Source organism: Sporofaciens sp. JLR.KK001, from assembly GCF_036941055.1.
GTDB lineage: Bacteria > Bacillota > Clostridia > Lachnospirales > Lachnospiraceae > Sporofaciens.
In genome coordinates this window covers 479,831-500,032 of sequence record NZ_JAYMNO010000002.1, presented here as the reverse complement: position 1 = coordinate 500,032, position 20,202 = coordinate 479,831, and the positions used below count along the sequence as shown (strand labels likewise).

Here is a 20,202-nt window from a genome sequence, read left to right as displayed (position 1 = left end):
TCTCTTTCCTTGAGAAAGGAGCAGAGATGACAAAATCAAGAAAGGATAATAAAGGGAGGGTTTTAAGGAAGGGTGAAACTCAGCGCAGTTGCGATGGCAAGTATGTTTATACTTATACCAATCCGGAAGGAAAACGCCGGAGCATTTACTCTAAAGATATTATGGAACTGCGTGAGAGGGAGGAAAAACTGATTAAAGACCAGTTAGACGGAATGGATACTTATGTGGCTGGCAGTGCAACGGTCAATTTTGTTTTTGACAGGTATATATCTACAAAGTCAGAACTCAGGGGAACAACCATGAGGAACTACAAATATATGTATGACCGTTTTATCCGTAATGGGTTTGGGAAGAAGAAAATCGCAGCGATAAAGTTTTCTGATGTGTTGCAATTCTACCAGCACTTGCTGAAAGAAAAGGAAATGCAGATTAACACATTAGAAACAATCCATACGGTGCTTCACCCAACATTCCAGTTGGCGGTGCGGGATGATATTATCCGCAACAATCCGAGTGACGGGGTTATGGCGCAGATCAAAAAACAGCCGGGGAGAAATCATGGCGTAAGACACGCTTTAACTCTGGAACAGCAGAGAGCCTTTATAAACTATATAGAAAGCAATCCTACATATTACCGTTGGACATCTTTATTTAAGTTCTTATTAGGGACGGGGTGCAGGATTGGGGAAGCAATCGGGATAAGGTGGGAAGATGTAAATTTTGAAAAACGTGTAATCAGCATCAACCACAGTCTGGTTTATTACAGCAGAGAATTTAAGGAACACCCGATGTGTACGTTTTCTATATCACTCCCAAAAACAGAAGCGGGTATACGCAGTATTCCGATGATGGATGCGGTTTATGATGCACTCCGGGCGGAGCTTGCAGACCAACAGGAAAATGGATTCAACGAAACGGAGATTGACGGGATGAAAGGTTTTATCTTTATGAACCGTTTTGGGTACGTCCACAATCCACAGTCTATCAACCGGGCAATCAAGCGTATATACGAATCGTACAATGCAGAAGAAGTGGTTAATGCTTCCAAGCAACACCGGGAGCCAGTGCTAATACCACATTTTTCATGTCATCATTTGAGGCATACCTTTTGTTCGAGGTTTTGCGAGAATGAAACAAATTTAAAGGTGATCCAGTCCATAATGGGACACGCTAATATTGAAACCACGATGGACATATATGCGGAAGTCACCGATGCAAAGAAACAGGAAGCGATTGAAAATTTAGCACACAAATTGGATGTATTTTAGGAAAGAGTCCGGCTAGGACTGACAGAGGGTACGACAACTTGTGTGCCATACGACAAGAGTACGACAAATTCAAAGGTTTTAATCAATGAAATAGCGTTATATGGCTGTGGTGGAGATGCGGAAAAGCGGCTAGTTAAAGGGAAATAAGCCATTTTAAATTAAATTGACTTAAAATCCCGACAATGAAGTCTTTGGACAAATAAAGCCAGTATTTTCAAGGGTTTGCGGTACTTCGATTCAGATTTTGCAACAAAATTGCAACAAATTTGCAACGCATAATGCGGGATAATGCCTGATAATGCGTTGATTGGTACATGAGCCAACTTAATACAGTAAGCACTTTAAGGACATTTTTCTAAAAGAAATTTTAGGGAAGTGTCCTTTTTTGTTATGGTCAAAAAATAAATTTGAATTGGAGGAAAAGAAAATGGCAAACATAGCGTTAAGGTCAGGAGTGAAAAACCGTTCTCCGGGGCAAAAGCAAATTCGGGTTGACAGTTAGCCGTATTTTGGGTAACTGGCAGCACGAATCCACAAGGGTTTGGGAGTGTAGCTCCCAAGAATATAAAAAAACAAGCAGATAAGATAAGGAGGACAGGTTATGGCAGCGAATACAGCGAAAGGTGCAGGAAAGAAAGATACTCGCACAATTACTTTCAAGAATGATGAACACAAGAAATTTTATAAAGAATATCTGCAGAAATGCAGGTACCAGGATGTGTACCACAAAGCGTTGGTATATTGCCTTGGGATTGACCGGAATACCAGGGTAAATGTAGACAGGATTTATGATTTTAAAACAGGATGCGTAAAAACAGAGTGCCTGCATGAAGGCTGGCAGACCAGCGGAAGCGCAAAGATTGTACGGATGGCGTTTAATCTCTATTGTAATAGCACACCAAGTGTCTATGATACGGAGGATGCGGAGGAACAATTAAAAGAGTGCCGGTGTTATACGGTGGAAGATTTATTCTGCTGCGGCTATGCCAGATACTTTTGGGAGGCAGTCAAGCTCCGCTATCCAGAATACTGTTTTTACGTGGATATGGAGGATTTATATGCTTAAAATCAGGATGCAGGGGACAAAGAAAGACCTTCACTGGTTCCGGCGGCTTTTGGAGCGGCATGAAGGCGTGGATGTGAAAGAAGTGTCGGAACCATTTGCAAACAAAGGGACAAATAAGTATTTCCGTGTATATGCGGAAGTGGAAAGAACAGAAAAATAGATTGGAGAATCAGGAGGAAAGTATATATGTGCAGAGTGATCGCAGTAGCAAACCAGAAAGGCGGAGTCGGCAAGACTACAACGTGTGTGAATTTAGGGATTGGGCTTGCCAGGGCAGGCAAGAAAGTATTGTTGGTAGAGGCAGATGCGCAGGGCAGCATGGCGGTGAGCCTGGGGATTGCGGAGCCGGACGAGCTGGATGTGACGTTAGTGAACATCATGGAAAAGGTAATCAATGACGAGGATGCAGAGTTAGGTGAGGGCATTATCCACCATGAGGAAGGGATTGATTTTATCCCGGCAAATATCGAACTGGCAGGCTTGGAAACGGCCTTGGTAAATGTTATGAGCAGGGAAACGATACTGCGCCAGTATCTCAACAGCGTAAAAGGGGAGTATGACTTTGCGATTATTGATTGTATGCCCTCGCTTGGCATGATTACGATAAACGCCCTTGTAGCGGCGGACAGCGTACTGATTCCCGTAGAGGCGGCATATCTCCCAGTCAAAGGGCTTCAGCAGCTTATTAAGACGATTGGACGGGTACATAGAAAGCTAAACCCGGCGCTTGATATTATGGGGATTCTGCTGACAAAGGTAGACCGGAGGACAAACTTCGCAAGGGACATTTCAGCACAGATCCGGGAGGTATATGGGAACCGGGTACATATTTTCGAGAACTGCATCCCATTGTCCGTAAAGGCTGCGGAAACCACAGCAGAGGGGAAAAGCATCTATCTCCATGATCCGAAGGGGATTGTGGCAGGCGGCTACCATTCACTGACACAGGAGGTGCTTGCGGATGAAAAGTAAGAGCGCAGAGAAGGTAAGGCTGAACAGCTTTGATGATTTATTTGGCATAGATGAAGCGGGGGAAACGGTCACTTCCGTGCCCCTAAGTGAACTGCATACGTTTAAAGGCCATCCGTTCCGGGTGCTGGATGATGAAAAGATGCAGGAAACGGTGGAAAGCGTAAAGCAGTATGGCGTGTTGATGCCGGGGATTGTGCGCCCGCACCCGAAAGGCGGCTATGAGGTTATTGCAGGGCATAGACGGTGGCGGGCCTGTGAGCTTGCAGGGCTTACGGAAATGCCTGTCATTATCCGGGAAATGGATGATGATACAGCGGTAGTCCTGATGGTCGATACGAATATCCAGAGGGAGGACATCCTGCCAAGTGAGAAGGCGAAGGCATACCGGATGAAATACGAAGCAATGAAGCACCAGGGCAGCAAAGGGGAGAAATATACTGCAGATGCTATCGGGGAAGCTGCCGGGGACAGCGGGAGGACAGTGCAGCGTTATATCCGGCTGTCGGAACTGGTGGAAAAACTGATGGATTATGTGGATGAAAATAAAATCCCTATGGTGGTCGGGGAGAAACTGTCTTATCTGAAAGCAGAAGAACAGGCATGGGTTGTGGATGCCATCGGCAACAGCGGCATATTCCCATCGAAGGCGCAGGCAGAACAGCTAAAGGAAAGCAGTGAAACAGGGGAATTGACGGAAGGGAATGCATATGCGGTTTTAATCCGGAAAGACAAGGAAAATGTGAATGTGACGATTTCCGCAAAGAGAATCCGCAATTATTTCCCAACGGAGTATTCCAAAGAGCAGATTGAGGATGTGATCTATACACTTCTGGAGGAATGGAAGCAGAAGGAGGGAGGGACAACGGATGCAGGAATTACAGTTTGATTATTATCGGGGAATGGAAGCGGAGCAGTACACGTTTTACCGGATTCCGAAGATTCTGTTTACTGCAGAATGCTTCAAGTCTCTCTCCTGTGAGGCGAAGGTTTTATACGGTCTTTTATTAGACCGTATGAGCCTTAGTATAAAGAACCGGTGGTTTGATGAAGAGGACAGGGTGTATATTATTTTTACGGTGGAAGAAATTGCAGAGCTTATGAACTGTGGTACACAAAAAGCGGTAAGGCTTCTAAAAGAACTGGATGCAGATAAAGGAATTGGACTGATTGAAAAGAAACGCCTGGGGCTTGGAAAGTCGAATGTCATATACGTGAAAAATTTCATTATCCGGCAGACTGAGGACAAGGAAAGAGAGGAGAAACAGGGTGGAACGCCTATAAATGCACAGAATAGTGAAAATCACAATTCAAGAGTTGTGAAAACCACAATTCAAGAATTTCCAGAATCACAATTCAAGAATGGTGAAAATCACAATTCAGGAATGATGAAAACCACAATTCAAGAATCTCCAGAATCACAATTCAAGAATGATGAAAATCATACTTCTGGAATGGTGGGAATCACAATTCAAGAATTTCCAAAATCACAATCTAATAAGACTGATATTAACAAGACTGATTTAAGTGATACTGAATTTAGTGAAACGGAGTGTAGTAAGCCTGATCTTAATGATCCTGAATCCGGTGTGTCTGCTATCCATCCTAATCTTATCCTGTCTAATCCATTTATCCTAGGAACAGAGCCGGATGTGATGGGAAAGATGGATGCTTACCGAGACATCATCCGGGAACACATATCTTACGAGTGTTTTCAGGATGGACGTTATCACCGGAGGGAGGACGTGGATGAACTGGTGGAGCTGATGGTGGAAGTGATGATGCTGCCGGACAATGGCACAGTGCGGGTTGCAGGAGTGGAAAAGCCGGCGGCGCTTGTCAAAAACCGGTTTATGAAGCTGAACCATGAGCATATTGAGTATATCCTTACCTGCCTGGGCGCAAATACGACGAAGGTGGGAAATATCAAGGCATATCTTCTGACAACGCTGTATAATGCCCCGATGACCATAAGCAATTATTACACAGCGGAAGTGAACCACGACCTATATGGGAGCGGATGAAAAAGTGTGGGGAATATTGGCGATAAAATTGTTTCGGTGTGCCAGACGTGATATACTGGATGCAGATACAGACTGGAGGAAAGTATGAAAATAAGTGAATTTGTAAAAAAGTGGTAATCCCGGTTGTATCGGCATTGTTTTTGGCGGCGTTGTTCCGTCCGCTGTGCATGGAGAATGGGGAGTGCAATTATTTGGACCTGTGGTGGTTCATGGGTATTCCATTTGGCATACATAGGATGTTTTTCTGGATTATCCCGAAAGGCTATGACATTGGCAGCACGGTGGGCATCCTGTTTATCAATGTCCTTGTGGGCGGCGTGATTGGAGGGATCGTTCTTGTCTGGAGATTGCTGGTGGCCGCAGTATATCTGGTGAAAGCGGCTGCGGCAGTGATCAGATGGACAGTGAAAAAAATGGCTGGGAAGCCTTGCAGGGCATGATTGGCGTGTGAAAGAAATAGAAAGAAACAGAAAGGACAGGCAATACAGACATAAATTGAATAACAATCCGTAAAAACAGCTTGATACACGGCTGTTTTTTTGTTGTCCAACTTTACGACACGGTGTCGCAAAGACAGGGGACAGGGCTTGACGGAATGGCGGATGTAAAGCGGGCTGCACACTTTACGATACGGTGACGGAAAGTTCCGGGAGAAAATTCAGACCAGGAAGGAGGTGCATATTGGGCAATCGTGCAGGGTCGCAGGACTTGATTGAATTGGGCAACCGTATCCGTGACCGGAGGAATGAGATCAGCATGTCACAGGAGAAGGTTGCGGAACAGGCAGGGATCAGCGCCAACACCGTCAGCCGCATTGAGGGCGGGCAGTCTGCGATGTCCATAGAGATATTTATAAAAATGGTGCAGATACTTGGCGTGGATGCGAACGAGCTTCTTGGCATAAGCGGCCAGACGAAGGAGGATGGGCAGTGCCGGAAGATGTTCTGCCGCATCCGGCATCTGAAGCAGAGTGAGCAGATGGTGGTTTTACAGACGATGGAGGCATTGGTCGATGGACTGCGGCAATGCAGATGATGTGATTTACCACAGTTCTTTCAGTTCCACAAATATGTTGTCCTTTCCGGGAATCTCCACATATATGTTGGGGTAAACGGAGGGCAGGGCTGTTACACTGGAAGCATCAAAGGAAAACAGCCACAGGAGAAAACGGTAAATGAAAGGGGGATAGCAGTCAGGCAGATAAAAAGGTCAGGATCATCAGGAAAATGTAAGGATAAAGATATGGACTGGCAAGGGCAGTAAAAGGAGTTCTTGGCTCCCGTTAAAAAAAACGGGTGAGCCGGGAGCGTTATTTTACTGCCTTCCTGCTGTATCGGACAATCCCTGTGATGCCAGCTTTCCGGGCCGCCCGCAGCCTTCGGGCAGAAAGGCGGTATATATGCTGACATTGCAGGAATTGAAACGAATTGTGGATGTGCCGGGTTTTGAAGTAAAACTTCCAACGGCAAAACAGCTAAGGTCATCCAGGTCGGCAATAGCACAGAAAAGGCTTGGTTTGGATTCGGAAATATCCGCTTATCAGAGCGGTTATGCGCTTTATCAGGTGGGAAAACATTTCACAGTGTTTTTACTTCACTCATGCAGGGATTATCTGTATCTGGCAGATGGAAAGACGGTTATCCTGCCGGAACAATTTTTTGAAAACAGGGAATGGTATCTGCGGCTTGTGCTGGAAGGAGAAGACCGGCTGAACCGGAACCATGAAGAAAAGGAACGGAGCTGGAATGTTTCTTACAGCGATGTATCCGAGGATTGGTCGGTAATGGAAAACCTGGCAGAATCCATGTTAGAGCATTTGACAAGGCAGGAGACGGTGGCAGAAATATTGGGGATTTTATCGGCAAGGCAGAAATATGTCATTCAAAAATACTACCTGCAGGAAGAAACACAGGAGCAGATTTCAAAGGAATTAGGCATCAGCCAGCAGGCGGTATCCGCAATGATTTCCCAGGCAGTCCGCAGCATCCGTAAAAATTATCAGGCTTCTCAGAATTGCCCTGATTACAGGATATGCTGTGGGGAGGGCAGGGCATGAGAGGGAAACAGCCGAAGGAACGGGATCATTATGTGCTGCGGATGGCGGACGGTACATTAGTGGATGTAACCAGGGAGGTTTATTTAGAATGGTATCGGTCACGGCGCAGGGAGCGGTACCAGAAGGAGCGGAGCCGGAAACATGGCATATGCAGTCTGGACAGCTTAGAGGGCAGGGGGAATGGTTCCGGGCATTTCCACGATGTGGCAGAGGGATTGGAGGAAACAGTTTTGCGTAATATCTGCCGGGATAAAGTGAGGGAAGTCCTGGAAAGTCTGCCCACAGAGGACGCCAGGCTGATTGAGCTGCTGTATTTTGCGGAAGCTACGGTAACAGATACGGCAAAGATTCTTGGATGCAGCCGGAAAACGATACAGAACCGCCGGAAACGGATATTAGAAGAGTTATGCCGGAAAATGAAAGAGCAGGGAATTCAAGGGGGATATTTCTGAAAGCACATGGTTTTCCACTTTGCGACATCGTGTCGCATAGTGGAGTCCTGCCATCAGGGATATTTTATTCGTATTGTACTTCAAATTCTCCTGGATTGTCTTTGATATTATTTTGTACATCAGGGTTTTCTGTATTAAATTCTGTAACGTATTCAAAAGAATAATCTTTCTTACCTTTTTGTGCATTTTTTTCAGAAGTGAATACATCTACGGACACATTGTTAGGATATCCGTTTATATCAAATGAAAAGCGTGCACTGTGGAAATCATTGTCAAGGATATGCTGTATGATTTCCTTGGAACATGCTTCTTTATCCGCTACATCATCTTCATCGGCAATGACATCAATATCCAGCTCATACCAGTTGACGGATGTTGTGTTGTGGGAAGAGAGAATGTCCATTTCAATATATTCTTTGGAACACCCACATATCATGCTGCATGACAATAAAATTAAGATTCCTGTTTTCTTCATTTCCCGTAACCTCCAGTATCCTAACCAAATGGTTCGGTTTTGGATAAAGTATACCATCTGGTGGTAGAATTTGAAAGAATAAATCTAACCAAACGGTGAGGTGGAATATGTATTACAGGCGGATCAGGGATTTGAGGACAGACCATGATTTACGGCAGATAGATGTGGCAGAGTTTTTGGGATGCCATGAAGGTGTATACAGAAGATATGAGAATGGAGTGCGTGAGATACCGCTATGGGCATTGATGAAGCTGGCAGAGAGGTATGATGTCAGCGTTGATTATATGCTTGGGATTACAGATAATAGGAGAAAATATGGTGAATAGAGTTATGGCACATAAATTTCTTATGTCATAACTCTTTTTTTATATCATGTTCTCCTGCAAAGTATTTTGCTTTTTTAGAATTGACTATTTTTCTCTCGCCTAACCAAATAGTTTGGTTTTAAATGAAATGTCCTATCCGATGGTAAGATAAAAAAATGAATCAACCGAATGGTGAGGTGTGGTATGCATTACAGGAGAATCAGGGATTTAAGGACAGACCATGATTTACGGCAGATAGATGTAGCCGAATATTTAGGATGCCATGAAGGTGTGTACAGAAGATAAGAAAATGGTTCACGTGAGATACCGTTATGGGTATTGATGAAACTCGCAGAGCAGTATGATGTTAGCGTTGATTATATATTGGTAATTACAGATAATAGGAGAAGATACAGTGAATAAAGGCTATGGTAGGTCATGTACTATAGCCTTTTTTGTATCTTCGCAAGCCTTTACTTCTGGATGTATTTTTTCAATTTCACACTATGCAGCATAGCCGATGCCCTTGCTATGAACATATGGTGATACAAACAGGAGGTTCAAATCTCCCTTATCACCATTCACATTAATCACTACACCTCCAGCCGTTTCACCATCAATAACAATGCGGTATGTTTCTCCACTGTCAATTGATTTTTCTATTGTTTCTCGTGCAATAATTTGTCCATCTTCTTCAAAATAATTATCTCACAGTCCAAATTCTTCCATTGCTCCGCAATTAAAAGCCTTTTGATTATCAATAATAAATTGCTCTCTGTCTTTTTTCAAGTGGTAGCAACTGCACAATATTATTCATGCGAATATCCTCTCAAATTCATGCTGTTATTCTTGCAGTCACATCCTTCTCGGAATATACAATATTTCCACCCCAGAAACACATTGGTTCTTTGCCAGACAGTTTAAAATTATTTTCAAGATTGTCTGAATTCGATTTTATAAAGTCACCACGACATTTCACTTGGGTAGATACATAACTTACAGATACAAGTTCTATTTTTATATCTATCATTATTTTGCAATTATCATTTAAATGATCAATGATTTTCTTTTTGGTTTCTGGCTTTAGCAACACAGTAACATTGAACCGATTATAATTTTCTGTAATTGCGATTTTATTAAATGTATCATCATATCGTTTTGTCCAGATAGGAATTGTAGTTGTCTCATCACCAATAAATATCAGCATTTCATTGACTCGAACTTGCGTAGAATAGCCAGACTTACGTTTGAGGCAGATTTCAATTTGAAAACTCCCATAATTACACCCTTGTATACCTTTCTCCACTACAATAGATTCCATGTGTTCGGTATCAAGATTACATGCAATTTGATTGAGACTTTTTAGCTGAATACTTTCCAAAAAGACTTCACAACAATTATTTGCAATAAACATATTTGTCTCGATTTTTTGCAAATCTGTATTTTGTTTCCATGCAACCAAACCTAAGAAAAATGTCCCTATAAATGCCAGTGTTGTTGCAATATAGTTAAGGGCATCAGATGCCTCCCAACGAGCAGCTAATATGTCTACTGGTGCCACATGGCGAAATGCGTAATTAACACCCAAGGGAACCGTTACAAAACAGATTATAATTGTGATAATTGTTGTAATAATAATTCCTTTTCTGCGTTTCATTATAATTTACTCCAATCATTATAGTTTTCTTCCACATATTCTTGCCCTTCAGAAAAAACATCCCTCGCTCTAAAGAGCTCCGTCAACTCCGATTTATCAACCAATCGTATTAAAGATAACCGTTTGGTTTTTCATAGATATTTTTCCAACCTGATAGCCATATTTTGTAAGCTCCTTTTTGTATTTTAGAAAAGAGTGGTCTATCGGTATTCCAGAAATGTTCTGTATTTCTTCAAAAGTCAATTTAAAAGAATGACTTCCATTATTCTGTACATATTCCCATAAAGTGTTATATTTGCTCATTGTGTTTTAGCCTTTTCAAATCCCGATTTCTCTTTATCTGTGACCCCCAATAAATGAGAATTTACAGATTCATTCCATCCACAACAGTTACAGGTTTTGCGGTCATTTCTACCCAGGCAGGAACAAAGCCGCTTTTAATAGCGTTTCTGACCGACCTGATATTAGACCAAGCCGTACAATAAAATGGCACTTTATGCCTGTTTAGTATTTCTTTTGCGAGTGCGCTTGTCAGTGCAGAGGCAATTCCTTGACGTCTGTATTTTGGAAGCACATCCACACCAATCTGCCACATATCTCTGCAATCCGCGGAACAAGCGGCTAGTCCAACCAGTGCATTTCCATCGTATGCGCCGACTCCAAGAATGTCCAGATGTTTGCGGTCTTTGCATAGCGCATTGCTCCATTCTGGCAGATACAATTCCCTAAAATCCTCCTGCTTCAATATGTGTGTTTTATAAGCACAAGAAAGAACGGACATCCTGTTTATGTCTGGCAGATAGTATTCAGCCATAAAACATATTTTATGACTTTTCTCGATTAGGCGTTCGTTCAGCCAATGCATATTCGGTGTTTCAAAACAGTGATAAAATTCAAATTTCTCAACATACTCGGACACCACATCTAAGGTTTCATTTATTGAAGCTGTCACGATATTATTTCCATAGGAAACGAAATTGCAGGTAATCGGCTCTTTCAGATATTTGCGGGCGTTCTTTCCCAATTTTAAGGGGGAAATAACATTTTTATTTGCCTTAAAATCCTCCTCGCGGCAGCCTATATCCTCTGCGGACTGCCTCATTGCAATTTCTATTATTTCACAATTCGTCATAAGTTTCTCTCCATATTATTATTGATTCAGTAAATACCGGTTTTTTTCTCTCTGCTCGGTTCTCCGATAAATGGGAAGTTAACTTTCAAGCAGGTCTTAAAAAATAGTCCTGAATCTTTCCAATCATAGGGTCAATGTTGTCGGTATTTATCAGTACACAGTAACCATTTTCACTTTGAACAGAAAAATTGATTCGGGATTCAAATGCGTAATTTCCACCGGAATGACCAAAATATGCTTCACCATGAATTACTTTTAAATAGCAGCCCAATCCTGTTTTGCAGGTTGTATTTTCCATGTCCAAAACATCATCGTGCTGTGGTTGTATCATCTCTTTCACAAATGCCTGAGGGATTAAATCTGATTTTCCCCGCAAAATATTTTGAAGATGAACACCAAATTTGGCAAAGTTTGCGGTAGTTGTCCATAAACCGGCGGCCTGCTCCTGCATAAGATTATATCCGTTTAAATCGGAACCAAAATCCGCAGAATAACCCTCGGTAGTATTCTCTGTTACATCCTGTCTATATGTTCTGTCTGTCATATCAAGTGGGAGCAGAACAGTTTTCTCCATAAAATCAGCAAAGGGCATATCAGAGATATTTTTGATGCACTTTTGTAATACCATAAATCCGTCCCCGGAATAGACCCAATGCTTTCCCAGTATATATTCCTGCACCACCTTTGGATAGATACATGGGGGTTCCAAAAAAATAATCTGAGTCGTTGTCAGGAGCTTATCGCTATATCCATACTCGTCAAAGCCATAAACCCCGAATCCTGCTGTGTGGGATAAAAGTTGCCGTACAGTTGCCTTTGCTGACAATCCGTTAGAATCCTGTAAGTGTATATCACCGAGGTACTTGCTTATATCATCATTTAGGGATATTTTATTTCCCGCAGCCAACTGCAGTACCGATAGGGTAAAGACCATCTTACTGATAGAAGCAACTTGAAACCTTGTGTGGCTTGTCACATTGTTTCACGCTGTAATTATGTCTGCAATTTGATGATCACGAATGACCGCAGCACTAAGGGCAGTTGCATGATATTCCTTCAATTCCTCTTCAAATATCATGTCCTTATAGCCTCCCCCTCAACTTTCGTTTGTTCTTTATATTCTAGCATATCTAAATGTCTTTTTCATTCGATATTTCAGTTCATTTAAAAAAAATAAAAAGTTTTTAAATCTGCTTGTATTTTGCCCTCTCCAGTCTGCTATTAGTGAAAGGGTAACATTTCTGAAAAATTTCCAACTATCACAATTCAAAGATTTCCCTTTCACTCGTACCTTGAAAATTTCATATCCTGCCCAGATTGATACCCGGCATTGAGTGTGCATCTTAGCGTACCTTGCCGGAGAAAACGCCCCAGGAAAGAGAAGCCGGGGCAGGGAACGGGTCTGGGAGGAACACAGGAAAACGCTCAATATAAAATAAAGCCAGTCCGGGAAACCGGATTGGATAACAGCAGATGCCATGCAGGGAAGCCTTTTTGTTCCGGTGTGTTTGAATATGCCGGGACCAGAGGGCTTTCCTGTATTGATGTGCTGTTATCGGCTGGCAGTGCAAATAAAACGAAGGGAGACAGATATATGGGAAGATAGGAAATAAGCGGAAAAGACAGGATAATGGCAGTTATGGGACTGCACAATGAAGAAAGCGAGGGACAAAATATATTGAAAGGAAATGTAAAGAGGATTGTATCCGGCCTGCTGTCGGCGGTCACGGTCTTGTCAGCCTTCTTACAGCCGGTGGGAGTTTATGCGGCAGTGCCGGAGACTGTGGCTTATGAAGCGGAGTACCCGGCTTTTGAGAAGGTGAAAGAAAAACTGGATGCGGATGAAATTGTGGCTGCAAAAGATCATATCGTGGAGATTGACAGTGGCTTTGACGTGGAACATGATTTTTCCGGCATAGAGTTTTCGCCGGATAAAGTAAAAATCACATTCTATGAAGCAACGGACAAAGGTGGGAAAAAGATTGATATCAGGAAGGCAGGGACTTACAAAGCGGTTTATTTTGTAGAGCCGGCCAGTAAGAATCCATCTTACCATATCAGCAGGAACATTATTGTAAAGGAAAAAATGTCTGTATCATCTTCTGAAAAGCGGACGGCAGATAGAGAAGGAAGCGAAAACAGCCATTCCGATGATTCAGAAGGAACGGAAGCAGATGGGGAAGGAGATTTGCCAGGGCAGACGGCAGATGGGGAAGAAATCCCAAAGGAATCCATGACGGAATCCGAGATGGAAGCGGTCATAGAGGGCATGGAACAGGCAGAAGATACAAGATAGGATGCGGAAATGATTGCAGAGGAAGAAGGCATCCTTCTGTTTGCAGAAGCAAGGCAGACGGCAAGGGCTTCTGGTTCCGCAACAATGGTAAAGGGAAGGAAGATTTATTATCCCGGCAACCTGGGAAATTACTCTACCTGTTATTTCACGGTAAATGGGAAGATCGCATATTGCCTGGAGTCTGCAAAGGGTTCCCCGGATACAGGGAGCTACGCCGCCCAGATCATAGACGGGAATCCGAACCTGCAGAAAGCGCTTTATTATGGCTATGGCGGCACAGGGGATGTGACTGCAAGCTATATGCCGTCCTTTGGAGAGGATTTAAAGTATGTGTTCACCCATATCGCGGCCAGTTATTTTTACTGCGGCATGGATGGGTTTGCCGGATGCACGATGGATGATTTGCGGGAGTGCGGGGTGCTTGGTTGGATCAATTATCTGGAAAGCCTGCCTGCGCCGCCCGATCCACAGATCAGTTTGAGCAAGACCGCTTTGAAAGCAGCCTATGATGGCTCGAAGCAGGTGACGGGGACAACGAAGCTGAACGGTGATTCCAGAAATTCCATTACCATTAAGCTTCCAAAGGATGTGACATTCCATAATAAGACAGACGGGAGCAAGCAGACAGGGGGAAATGTCCGTGTTTCCGGTGGGACAAGTTTTTATTTTACTGCCCCGGTGACGGTCAATGGGGACTGGAATACCGGAGCAATGAAAGGCAGCATCCGGGTGATATGGAAGGCGCTTGTCGTTCCGACAGGGAGCGCCACGCAGGATATTGGGAGTTATTATGAGGAAGAAGGCGGCAATTCCGTGAGCCTTTCCGTGGACTGGCTGGAACGTGCAAAGGTGAAGGTAATCAAGGTGGATTCCATTGCCAACGCAAAACTTTCCGGCGCTGTATTCGGCGTTTACCGGGATAAGGACTGTACGGACTTGATTACCAGGATGCCTGCAACGGACAGTAATGGTGCGTCGGAAGCAGAAATTGTCATGACACAGAATACGGTGTATCTGAAAGAGATTACGGCTCCGGCAGGATACCGGTATAATGCGACTGCTTACCGTGTGGCTCTGGAAGCGAACCAGACAGCTTCCACGACTGTCCCGGATGTGGAGCAGCTTGGGAATCTGACGATTTACAAGGAAGGCGAGGTTTTGACGGGTGCGGATTCCAATGAGAACGGCACAGCATTCCGTTATGAAAGCCGTAGACAGAAGGGCGCTGTATTCAATGTCTATGCGGCAAAGGATATTACCACGCCGTATGGCTCGGTAGTCTATAAAGCCGGGGATCTGGTGGCGGAAAACCTTGTGACCGGGGACAATGGCTCTGTGACGCTGAAAAACCTGCATCTTGGCACATACCGGGTAAAGGAAATGCAGGCTCCGAAGAATTTCTATAACAAAGGGGAAACAAAGGATGTGGCGATTGCCTATGCCGGGCAGATGGCGGAGGCGGCGTTTGCCAATGCTACATTTTTAAATGACAGGCAGAAAGCGGATGTGCGTGTGGTAAAGAACGATAAGGATACGGGAAATGGACTTGCAGGGGGAATTTTCGGGCTGTATGCTTCAGAAAATATCACCAATGCAGACGGGAATGTTGTTGTATCCAAAGGCGCACTGATAGACAAAGCAACAACGGATGGTGATGGCAATGCAGCATTTTTGGCAGACCTTCCGGTTGGGTTTGGGTATGAGGCAAAAGAAATCCAGGCTCCAGAGGGGTATCTTAGGAATACGGAAGATGTGTATTCTTTCCGGTTTAGTTACACCAATGACCAGGAAGCGAAAGTGACATTCTCCCATACTTTTGCTAATGAGCGTGTCAACGCCATAATCCGGCTGCAGAAGAAGGATAAGGAAACCAATAAAAATATCCCACAGGGGGACGCAACGCTGGAACATGCCGTTTACGGCTTATATGCAAGGAATGACATCCTACACCCGGATAAAAAGACAGGCGTCCTTTATAAAGCCGGGGAGCAGGTGGGGACGCTGACCACGGATAAAGAGGGCAAGGCGGAGATCACAGATTTATACCTTGGGGAGTATTTTGTGAAGGAGGTCACGCCGCCTGCGGGTTATCTGGCAGATGAAACGGAGTATGACTTAGTTTGTAACTATGAGGGAGATTTAGTTGATACGGTAGAGCGTGACTGCACATCCCCGGAACAGGTGAAAAAGCAGCCGTTCCAGATCATCAAGGCGGCAGACAATGGGAAAACCGATGCGGATTTATTATCCGGCGCAGGGTTTACCGCATGGCTGGTATCTTCCCTGGATAAGAAAGAAAATGGCGGGTATGATTTTGATTCCGCTGAACCGGTGGCAATCGGGGAGAACGGGGCAACGGAAATCTTCACTGATGAAAGGGGCTATGCCTGCAGCATCCCGCTCCCGTTTGGGACGTACATTGTGAAAGAAACGACCACGCCGCATAATTATACGCCGGTCAAGGACTTCCTTGTGCATGTCACAGAGCATAAGCCGACGACGCCGCAGGTATGGCGGGTGCTTCTGGACGATGAATTTGAAGCGAAGCTGAAAATCGTGAAGCAGGACGATGAAACGAAGAAAGCTGTGCTTGCAGAAAATACAGAGTTCAAGGTGTATGACCTGGACAACGAGAAATATGTGGAGCAGGTGACGACTTACCCGACCGTGGTAACACATAAATCCTATTTCACGGACAGCGAAGGTTATCTGATTTTGCCGCAGAACCTGAAAATCGGTCATTATCGGATAGAGGAAGTCAATGCCCCGTCTGGCTATACGCTGAATGAGAATTATTATGAAGTGTCCGTGGATTCAGATACGCTGTACCAGATGGACGATGTGTCAGGGGATGTTATCATTGATGTTGTCTATGAAAACCATCCGGTAAAGGGTGAGCTGCATATCGTGAAGAAGGGTGAAGTGCTGAACCGGTACGATGATAAGGATTTCCGGTATGAGGTGGAAACATTAGAGGGTGCAGAGTTCAAAGTTTATGCGGCAGAGGATATTTACACCGCTGATTTCCAGAAGGACGAAAACGGGAACCGAATTCTTGAATATGCTTCTGGCGTATTGGTGGATACGCTGGTGACAGATAAAGACGGGAAAGCGTCGATTGAAAACCTTCCGATTGGTACATACCGGGCAGAAGAAACAAAAGCCCCGGAAGGGTTTGTGCTGAATGGAGAGGCGCAGACCATTACCTTTGCTTACACAGACCAGAACACGCCAATCATTGAACAGACAGCCACATTTGAGAATGACCGCCAGAAGGTGGCGATTGCAGTGGTGAAGAAAGATGCAGAGAATGAATCTGTGGTAGCGGGGGCAGTCTTTGGACTGTATGCGAAGGCTGATATTTTCGCACATGGGGAAGTGATTGTTAAAGCGGATATGCTGCTTGGTGAAGCCATGACAGGGGAAGATGGCAGGGCAGTCTTTGACCTGGATCTGCCTTTCGGGGAATATTACATCCGGGAGGAACAGGCTCCTGCAGGCTATGTATCTTCCGATGAAACCATTGAAGTATCTGCAGCATACCAGGGGCAGGATGTAGAAGTTGCAGAATATGTGTCTGAATTTAAAAATGAACCGACAACCGTTTCCATTAAAAAGACAGACCTTGCAACAGGCGTGGAACTGGAAGGGGCAGCATTGACTGTCCTTGATAAAGACGGGAATATCGTAGATACATGGAAATCCGTCAAAGGAGAGGAACATATCATTAAGCGGCTGACCGTCGGAGAAACTTATACGCTCCGGGAGGAATTAGCGCCTTATGGGTATTTAAAGGCAGAAGAAATCACGTTTACCGTGGAAGATACGGCTGAAATCCAAAAAGTGGAGATGAAGGACGATGTGCCGACAGGTACGCTCCTGATCAACAAAGAAGGGGAGTTTTTAGAAAATGTATCGTTGCTGGACAGCATTGGCGGCTGGATCACGCATCTGTTTGAGTATGTCACCGGCTCACTGAAAGATGTTGTCTTTGAAGTGTATGCCCTGGAGGATATAAAAGCGGCAGATGGGGAGAGTGAGGATTATTATAAAAAGGATGAGCTGATAGCTGCCATCACCACGGACGATAGCGGGATTGCAAAACTGGACAATCTCCCTCTTGGGAAATATTATGTGAAGGAGAAAGAAACAGCAGAGGGTTATGTCCTTGACGGGGAAATCCGGGAGATTGACCTGACTTACCGTGATCAGGACACAGCGGTTGTCACGTTCTCTACGGACTGGCAGAATAACCGCCAGAAAGCAGAAGTCAATGTAATAAAGACGGAGAAAGATTCTGACCGTGCAGTGGAAGGGACGGTATTCGCCCTTTGTGCGAAAGAGGACATCACCAATAAAGATGGCGAAGTGATCATGGAGGCGGATACGGTGATTGAGGAAAAAGCCACGGACGAAGATGGGAAGCTGTCATTTGCGGCTGCCCTCCCGATTGGGTTCCCTTATTATGTGAAAGAAACGGCCCCCGCTCCGGGATTTACCAGCGAAGGTGAAACAAAGGAATTTGACTTCACCTATGAAGATGCGGAGCAAGAAAGCATTTCCTATGAATTTGCCTTTGAAAATGTTCCTACGGTATTTGAGTTTACCAAAACATCCCTTACAGATGGAAAAGAGGTAGAGGGTGCGAAGCTTAAGGTAACGGATGAGGACGGCAATCTTGTGGATGAGTGGGTTTCCGGCAAGGAGCCGCATATCATCAAAGAATTAGTAGTTGGTAAAAAATATACCATGACAGAGACACAGCCTGCAGAGGGCTATGTGACTGCGGAGAGCATTGAGTTTGTTGTGGAGAATACAGGAGAAGTGCAGAAGGTGGATATGAAGGATGATGTGACAAAGGTGGAGATTTCCAAGACAGACATAGCCGGGAAGGAACTGCCAGGGGCAAAACTTTCCATTCTGGATAAAGACGGGAAAGAAGTAGAAAGCTGGACTTCCGGGAATAAGCCGCATTATATGGAAATGCTGCCAATCGGGGAATACACACTGCATGAGGAAAGTGCGCCGGACGGCTATCTTGTGGCAGAAGATGTGAAGTTTGAAGTTAAGGATACCGGGGAGATCCAGAAGGTTTCGATGAAGGATGAAGCGGAGCCGGACGAACCGGATCAGCCGAAGGAAACACCGAAACCGAAAACGCCGTCTGCTGAGACTCCGAAAACAGGGGATGACAGGCCGTTCTGGTTATGGCTTGCCTTGGCCGGGATTGCAGTCTGCGGGATAGCAAGCTCTGTGATTATATTCTACAGAAAAAGGAAGGAGGACTGACAGCGTTTGGAGCAATCCAAGAAAACGCTCATTGCAACACAATAATAATTTAATAAGACATATGGGCGTTTGCAGAAAGAATCTGTAAGCGTTTTTTATGCTTGTATATGGGGAACTGTCCATTACAGGTTTTAAATTGGGAATATATCCACACAGAAATTGATGTATGGCAGTTCCCCATATGGAAAGGGGTGAAGCAGAATGAAAGGAATCATTGCCGCCGCAGGCGTATTTGTGGCGGTCACGCTGTACTCGTGCATCCGGGCAGGGGCGCAGGAGGACCAGCGGATGGAGGAAATGAGGCAGAGAGGGGAATGGGATGCAGGCAGGAAGGACAGACAGCCGGAACCGGGCGAGGGATAACAGGAGATATGCGGGAGACAGGCCGGGTGACTGTAAACACTGCTATTTCTGGAAAGGAAAGCGGAAAGGCTGCAGCCAGGAGGAATGTTATTACCTTCTCCCGAAGGAGAGTCCGGCATCAGTGGATGTTTCCGAAAATCCTCTGCCGCAGGAATTTAGCGGAAATGGCGGTGGCGGCTGTCAAGGATGTCCATACGGCAGGCATTCCCCATGTATCGGTTACTGTCTGAAAAAAATTTTACGGGAGATGGGGGAGAAAAAACAATCCGCAGGAAAGGAGGGGGAACGCCTTGCAGGACGAGGTAAATGAGAAAACTGTATCTCTATGCGTCAATGGCGGCAAGATCTCCGCAAGGATTCTGAAAGCCGCCATGCTGAAAGCGCTGGCAAAGATGGAACAGGAGAAGCGGAACGGGATGCAGAAAAAAATGGAGAAACAGGCAGTGCAGAAAGCGGAGAAAGGAGCTGCTAAAAGCCACGGGAAACAGAGCATGGAGAAGCTGATGAATCAAGGATGCCAGCTTTCCAATATTGAAGTGACAGACGGCAATATCAAATCCTTTGAGAAATGTGCCCGGAAATACAGCATTGATTTCAGCTTGAAAAAAGACACATCCATCTCCCCGCCCCGTTATTTTGTATTTTTCAAGGCAAAGGATGTGGATGTCATGACGGCGGCATTTAAGGAATATACCGGGAAGTCGCTGAATAAAAGCAAGAAACCATCCGTCCGCAGGAAGCTGGAACTGGCGAAGGAGCGGGTTGCAAAGCACAGGGAGCGGGAAAAGACGAAACAGAAGGAACGGGGGCCGGAGCATTGAGTGGGAGACAGAAAAAGAAACCTGCAGCA

The 20,202-nt window shown here is 44.8% G+C and carries 22 protein-coding genes; 17 read left to right on the top strand and 5 right to left on the bottom strand.

Annotation, left to right across the window (positions count from 1 at the left end; all coding sequences use genetic code 11):
- Window positions 1-26: 26 nt before the first annotated feature.
- From VSQ62_RS27680 to VSQ62_RS27635, 10 genes are all read left to right on the top strand, one after another.
- Window positions 27-1,268: a site-specific integrase gene (locus VSQ62_RS27680; RefSeq protein WP_334638209.1), complete on the top strand. Its 1,242-nt coding sequence runs from the start codon at window positions 27-29 to the stop codon at window positions 1,266-1,268.
- 601 nt (window positions 1,269-1,869) lie between these two features.
- A complete protein-coding gene (locus VSQ62_RS27675; protein ID WP_334638208.1) occupies window positions 1,870-2,334 on the top strand; it encodes a DUF6075 family protein in 465 nt (154 codons plus the stop codon).
- Complete coding sequence (locus tag VSQ62_RS27670) at window positions 2,327-2,494, top strand: hypothetical protein (RefSeq protein WP_016219872.1); 168 nt, start codon at window positions 2,327-2,329, stop codon at window positions 2,492-2,494. Before VSQ62_RS27675 ends, VSQ62_RS27670 begins: the two co-directional genes overlap by 8 nt.
- 26 nt (window positions 2,495-2,520) lie before the next feature.
- Complete coding sequence (locus VSQ62_RS27665; protein ID WP_171286677.1) at window positions 2,521-3,306, top strand: ParA family protein; 786 nt, start codon at window positions 2,521-2,523, stop codon at window positions 3,304-3,306.
- Window positions 3,296-4,192: a ParB/RepB/Spo0J family partition protein gene (locus tag VSQ62_RS27660; RefSeq protein ID WP_334638207.1), complete on the top strand. Its 897-nt coding sequence runs from the start codon at window positions 3,296-3,298 to the stop codon at window positions 4,190-4,192. The genes VSQ62_RS27665 and VSQ62_RS27660 overlap by 11 nt, the downstream gene beginning before the upstream one ends.
- The gene (locus VSQ62_RS27655) at window positions 4,173-5,327 is read left to right on the top strand and encodes a replication initiator protein A (protein WP_334638206.1); all 1,155 of its coding nucleotides are present in this window, start codon (window positions 4,173-4,175) and stop codon (window positions 5,325-5,327) included. Before VSQ62_RS27660 ends, VSQ62_RS27655 begins: the two co-directional genes overlap by 20 nt.
- Before the next feature lie 110 nt (window positions 5,328-5,437).
- The gene (locus tag VSQ62_RS27650; RefSeq protein ID WP_334638205.1) at window positions 5,438-5,767 is read left to right on the top strand and encodes a DUF6050 family protein; all 330 of its coding nucleotides are present in this window, start codon (window positions 5,438-5,440) and stop codon (window positions 5,765-5,767) included.
- Window positions 5,768-6,008: 241 nt separating this feature from the next.
- The gene (locus VSQ62_RS27645) at window positions 6,009-6,362 is read left to right on the top strand and encodes a helix-turn-helix domain-containing protein (protein WP_334638204.1); all 354 of its coding nucleotides are present in this window, start codon (window positions 6,009-6,011) and stop codon (window positions 6,360-6,362) included.
- 364 nt (window positions 6,363-6,726) lie between these two features.
- Window positions 6,727-7,383 (top strand): sigma-70 family RNA polymerase sigma factor, encoded by a 657-nt coding sequence (locus VSQ62_RS27640; RefSeq protein WP_334638203.1) that lies wholly within the window; start codon window positions 6,727-6,729, stop codon window positions 7,381-7,383.
- Window positions 7,380-7,835, top strand: a complete 456-nt coding sequence (locus VSQ62_RS27635; protein WP_334638202.1) for an RNA polymerase sigma factor — start codon at window positions 7,380-7,382, stop codon at window positions 7,833-7,835. Before VSQ62_RS27640 ends, VSQ62_RS27635 begins: the two co-directional genes overlap by 4 nt.
- A 64-nt stretch (window positions 7,836-7,899) precedes the next feature.
- On the opposite strand, the gene VSQ62_RS27630 is transcribed toward VSQ62_RS27635, so the two are convergent.
- Window positions 7,900-8,310 carry a hypothetical protein gene (locus VSQ62_RS27630; RefSeq protein WP_334638201.1) on the bottom strand — a complete coding sequence of 137 codons (411 nt, stop codon included), beginning with the start codon at window positions 8,308-8,310 and terminating at the stop codon, window positions 7,900-7,902.
- A gap of 107 nt (window positions 8,311-8,417) precedes the next feature.
- Between VSQ62_RS27630 and VSQ62_RS27625 the strand changes: the two genes are divergently transcribed.
- Window positions 8,418-8,636, top strand: coding sequence for a helix-turn-helix domain-containing protein (locus tag VSQ62_RS27625; RefSeq protein WP_334638200.1), 219 nt, complete (start codon window positions 8,418-8,420; stop codon window positions 8,634-8,636).
- Window positions 8,637-9,450: 814 nt separating this feature from the next.
- Here VSQ62_RS27625 and VSQ62_RS27620 read toward each other — a convergent pair.
- The 4 genes from VSQ62_RS27620 to VSQ62_RS27605 form a co-directional block, all read right to left on the bottom strand.
- The gene (locus VSQ62_RS27620; RefSeq protein WP_334638199.1) at window positions 9,451-10,272 is read right to left on the bottom strand and encodes a hypothetical protein; all 822 of its coding nucleotides are present in this window, start codon (window positions 10,270-10,272) and stop codon (window positions 9,451-9,453) included.
- 96 nt (window positions 10,273-10,368) lie between these two features.
- A complete protein-coding gene (locus VSQ62_RS27615; protein ID WP_334638198.1) occupies window positions 10,369-10,575 on the bottom strand; it encodes a hypothetical protein in 207 nt (68 codons plus the stop codon).
- Between the two features lie 61 nt (window positions 10,576-10,636).
- Window positions 10,637-11,224 carry a GNAT family N-acetyltransferase gene (locus tag VSQ62_RS27610; RefSeq protein ID WP_334638197.1) on the bottom strand — a complete coding sequence of 196 codons (588 nt, stop codon included), beginning with the start codon at window positions 11,222-11,224 and terminating at the stop codon, window positions 10,637-10,639.
- A 265-nt stretch (window positions 11,225-11,489) separates the two neighbouring features.
- Window positions 11,490-12,380, bottom strand: coding sequence for a serine hydrolase domain-containing protein (locus tag VSQ62_RS27605; protein ID WP_334638196.1), 891 nt, complete (start codon window positions 12,378-12,380; stop codon window positions 11,490-11,492).
- A gap of 354 nt (window positions 12,381-12,734) precedes the next feature.
- Here VSQ62_RS27605 and VSQ62_RS27600 point away from each other — a divergent pair, with 354 nt between their 5' ends.
- The 6 genes from VSQ62_RS27600 to VSQ62_RS27575 all read left to right on the top strand — a co-directional run bounded on the left by VSQ62_RS27600 (window position 12,735) and on the right by VSQ62_RS27575 (window position 20,173).
- A complete protein-coding gene (locus VSQ62_RS27600) occupies window positions 12,735-13,010 on the top strand; it encodes a hypothetical protein (protein WP_022746166.1) in 276 nt (91 codons plus the stop codon).
- A 33-nt stretch (window positions 13,011-13,043) separates the two neighbouring features.
- Window positions 13,044-13,700, top strand: coding sequence for a hypothetical protein (locus VSQ62_RS27595; RefSeq protein ID WP_334638195.1), 657 nt, complete (start codon window positions 13,044-13,046; stop codon window positions 13,698-13,700).
- 9 nt (window positions 13,701-13,709) lie between these two features.
- Window positions 13,710-18,989 carry a SpaA isopeptide-forming pilin-related protein gene (locus VSQ62_RS27590; protein WP_334638194.1) on the top strand — a complete coding sequence of 1,760 codons (5,280 nt, stop codon included), beginning with the start codon at window positions 13,710-13,712 and terminating at the stop codon, window positions 18,987-18,989.
- Between the two features lie 201 nt (window positions 18,990-19,190).
- A complete protein-coding gene (locus VSQ62_RS27585) occupies window positions 19,191-19,352 on the top strand; it encodes a hypothetical protein (protein WP_016219884.1) in 162 nt (53 codons plus the stop codon).
- Window positions 19,304-19,582, top strand: coding sequence for a hypothetical protein (locus VSQ62_RS27580; RefSeq protein ID WP_334638193.1), 279 nt, complete (start codon window positions 19,304-19,306; stop codon window positions 19,580-19,582). The genes VSQ62_RS27585 and VSQ62_RS27580 overlap by 49 nt, the downstream gene beginning before the upstream one ends.
- A 60-nt stretch (window positions 19,583-19,642) precedes the next feature.
- Window positions 19,643-20,173, top strand: a complete 531-nt coding sequence (locus tag VSQ62_RS27575) for a PcfB family protein (RefSeq protein ID WP_334638192.1) — start codon at window positions 19,643-19,645, stop codon at window positions 20,171-20,173.
- The last annotated feature ends 29 nt before the right edge of the window (window positions 20,174-20,202 follow it).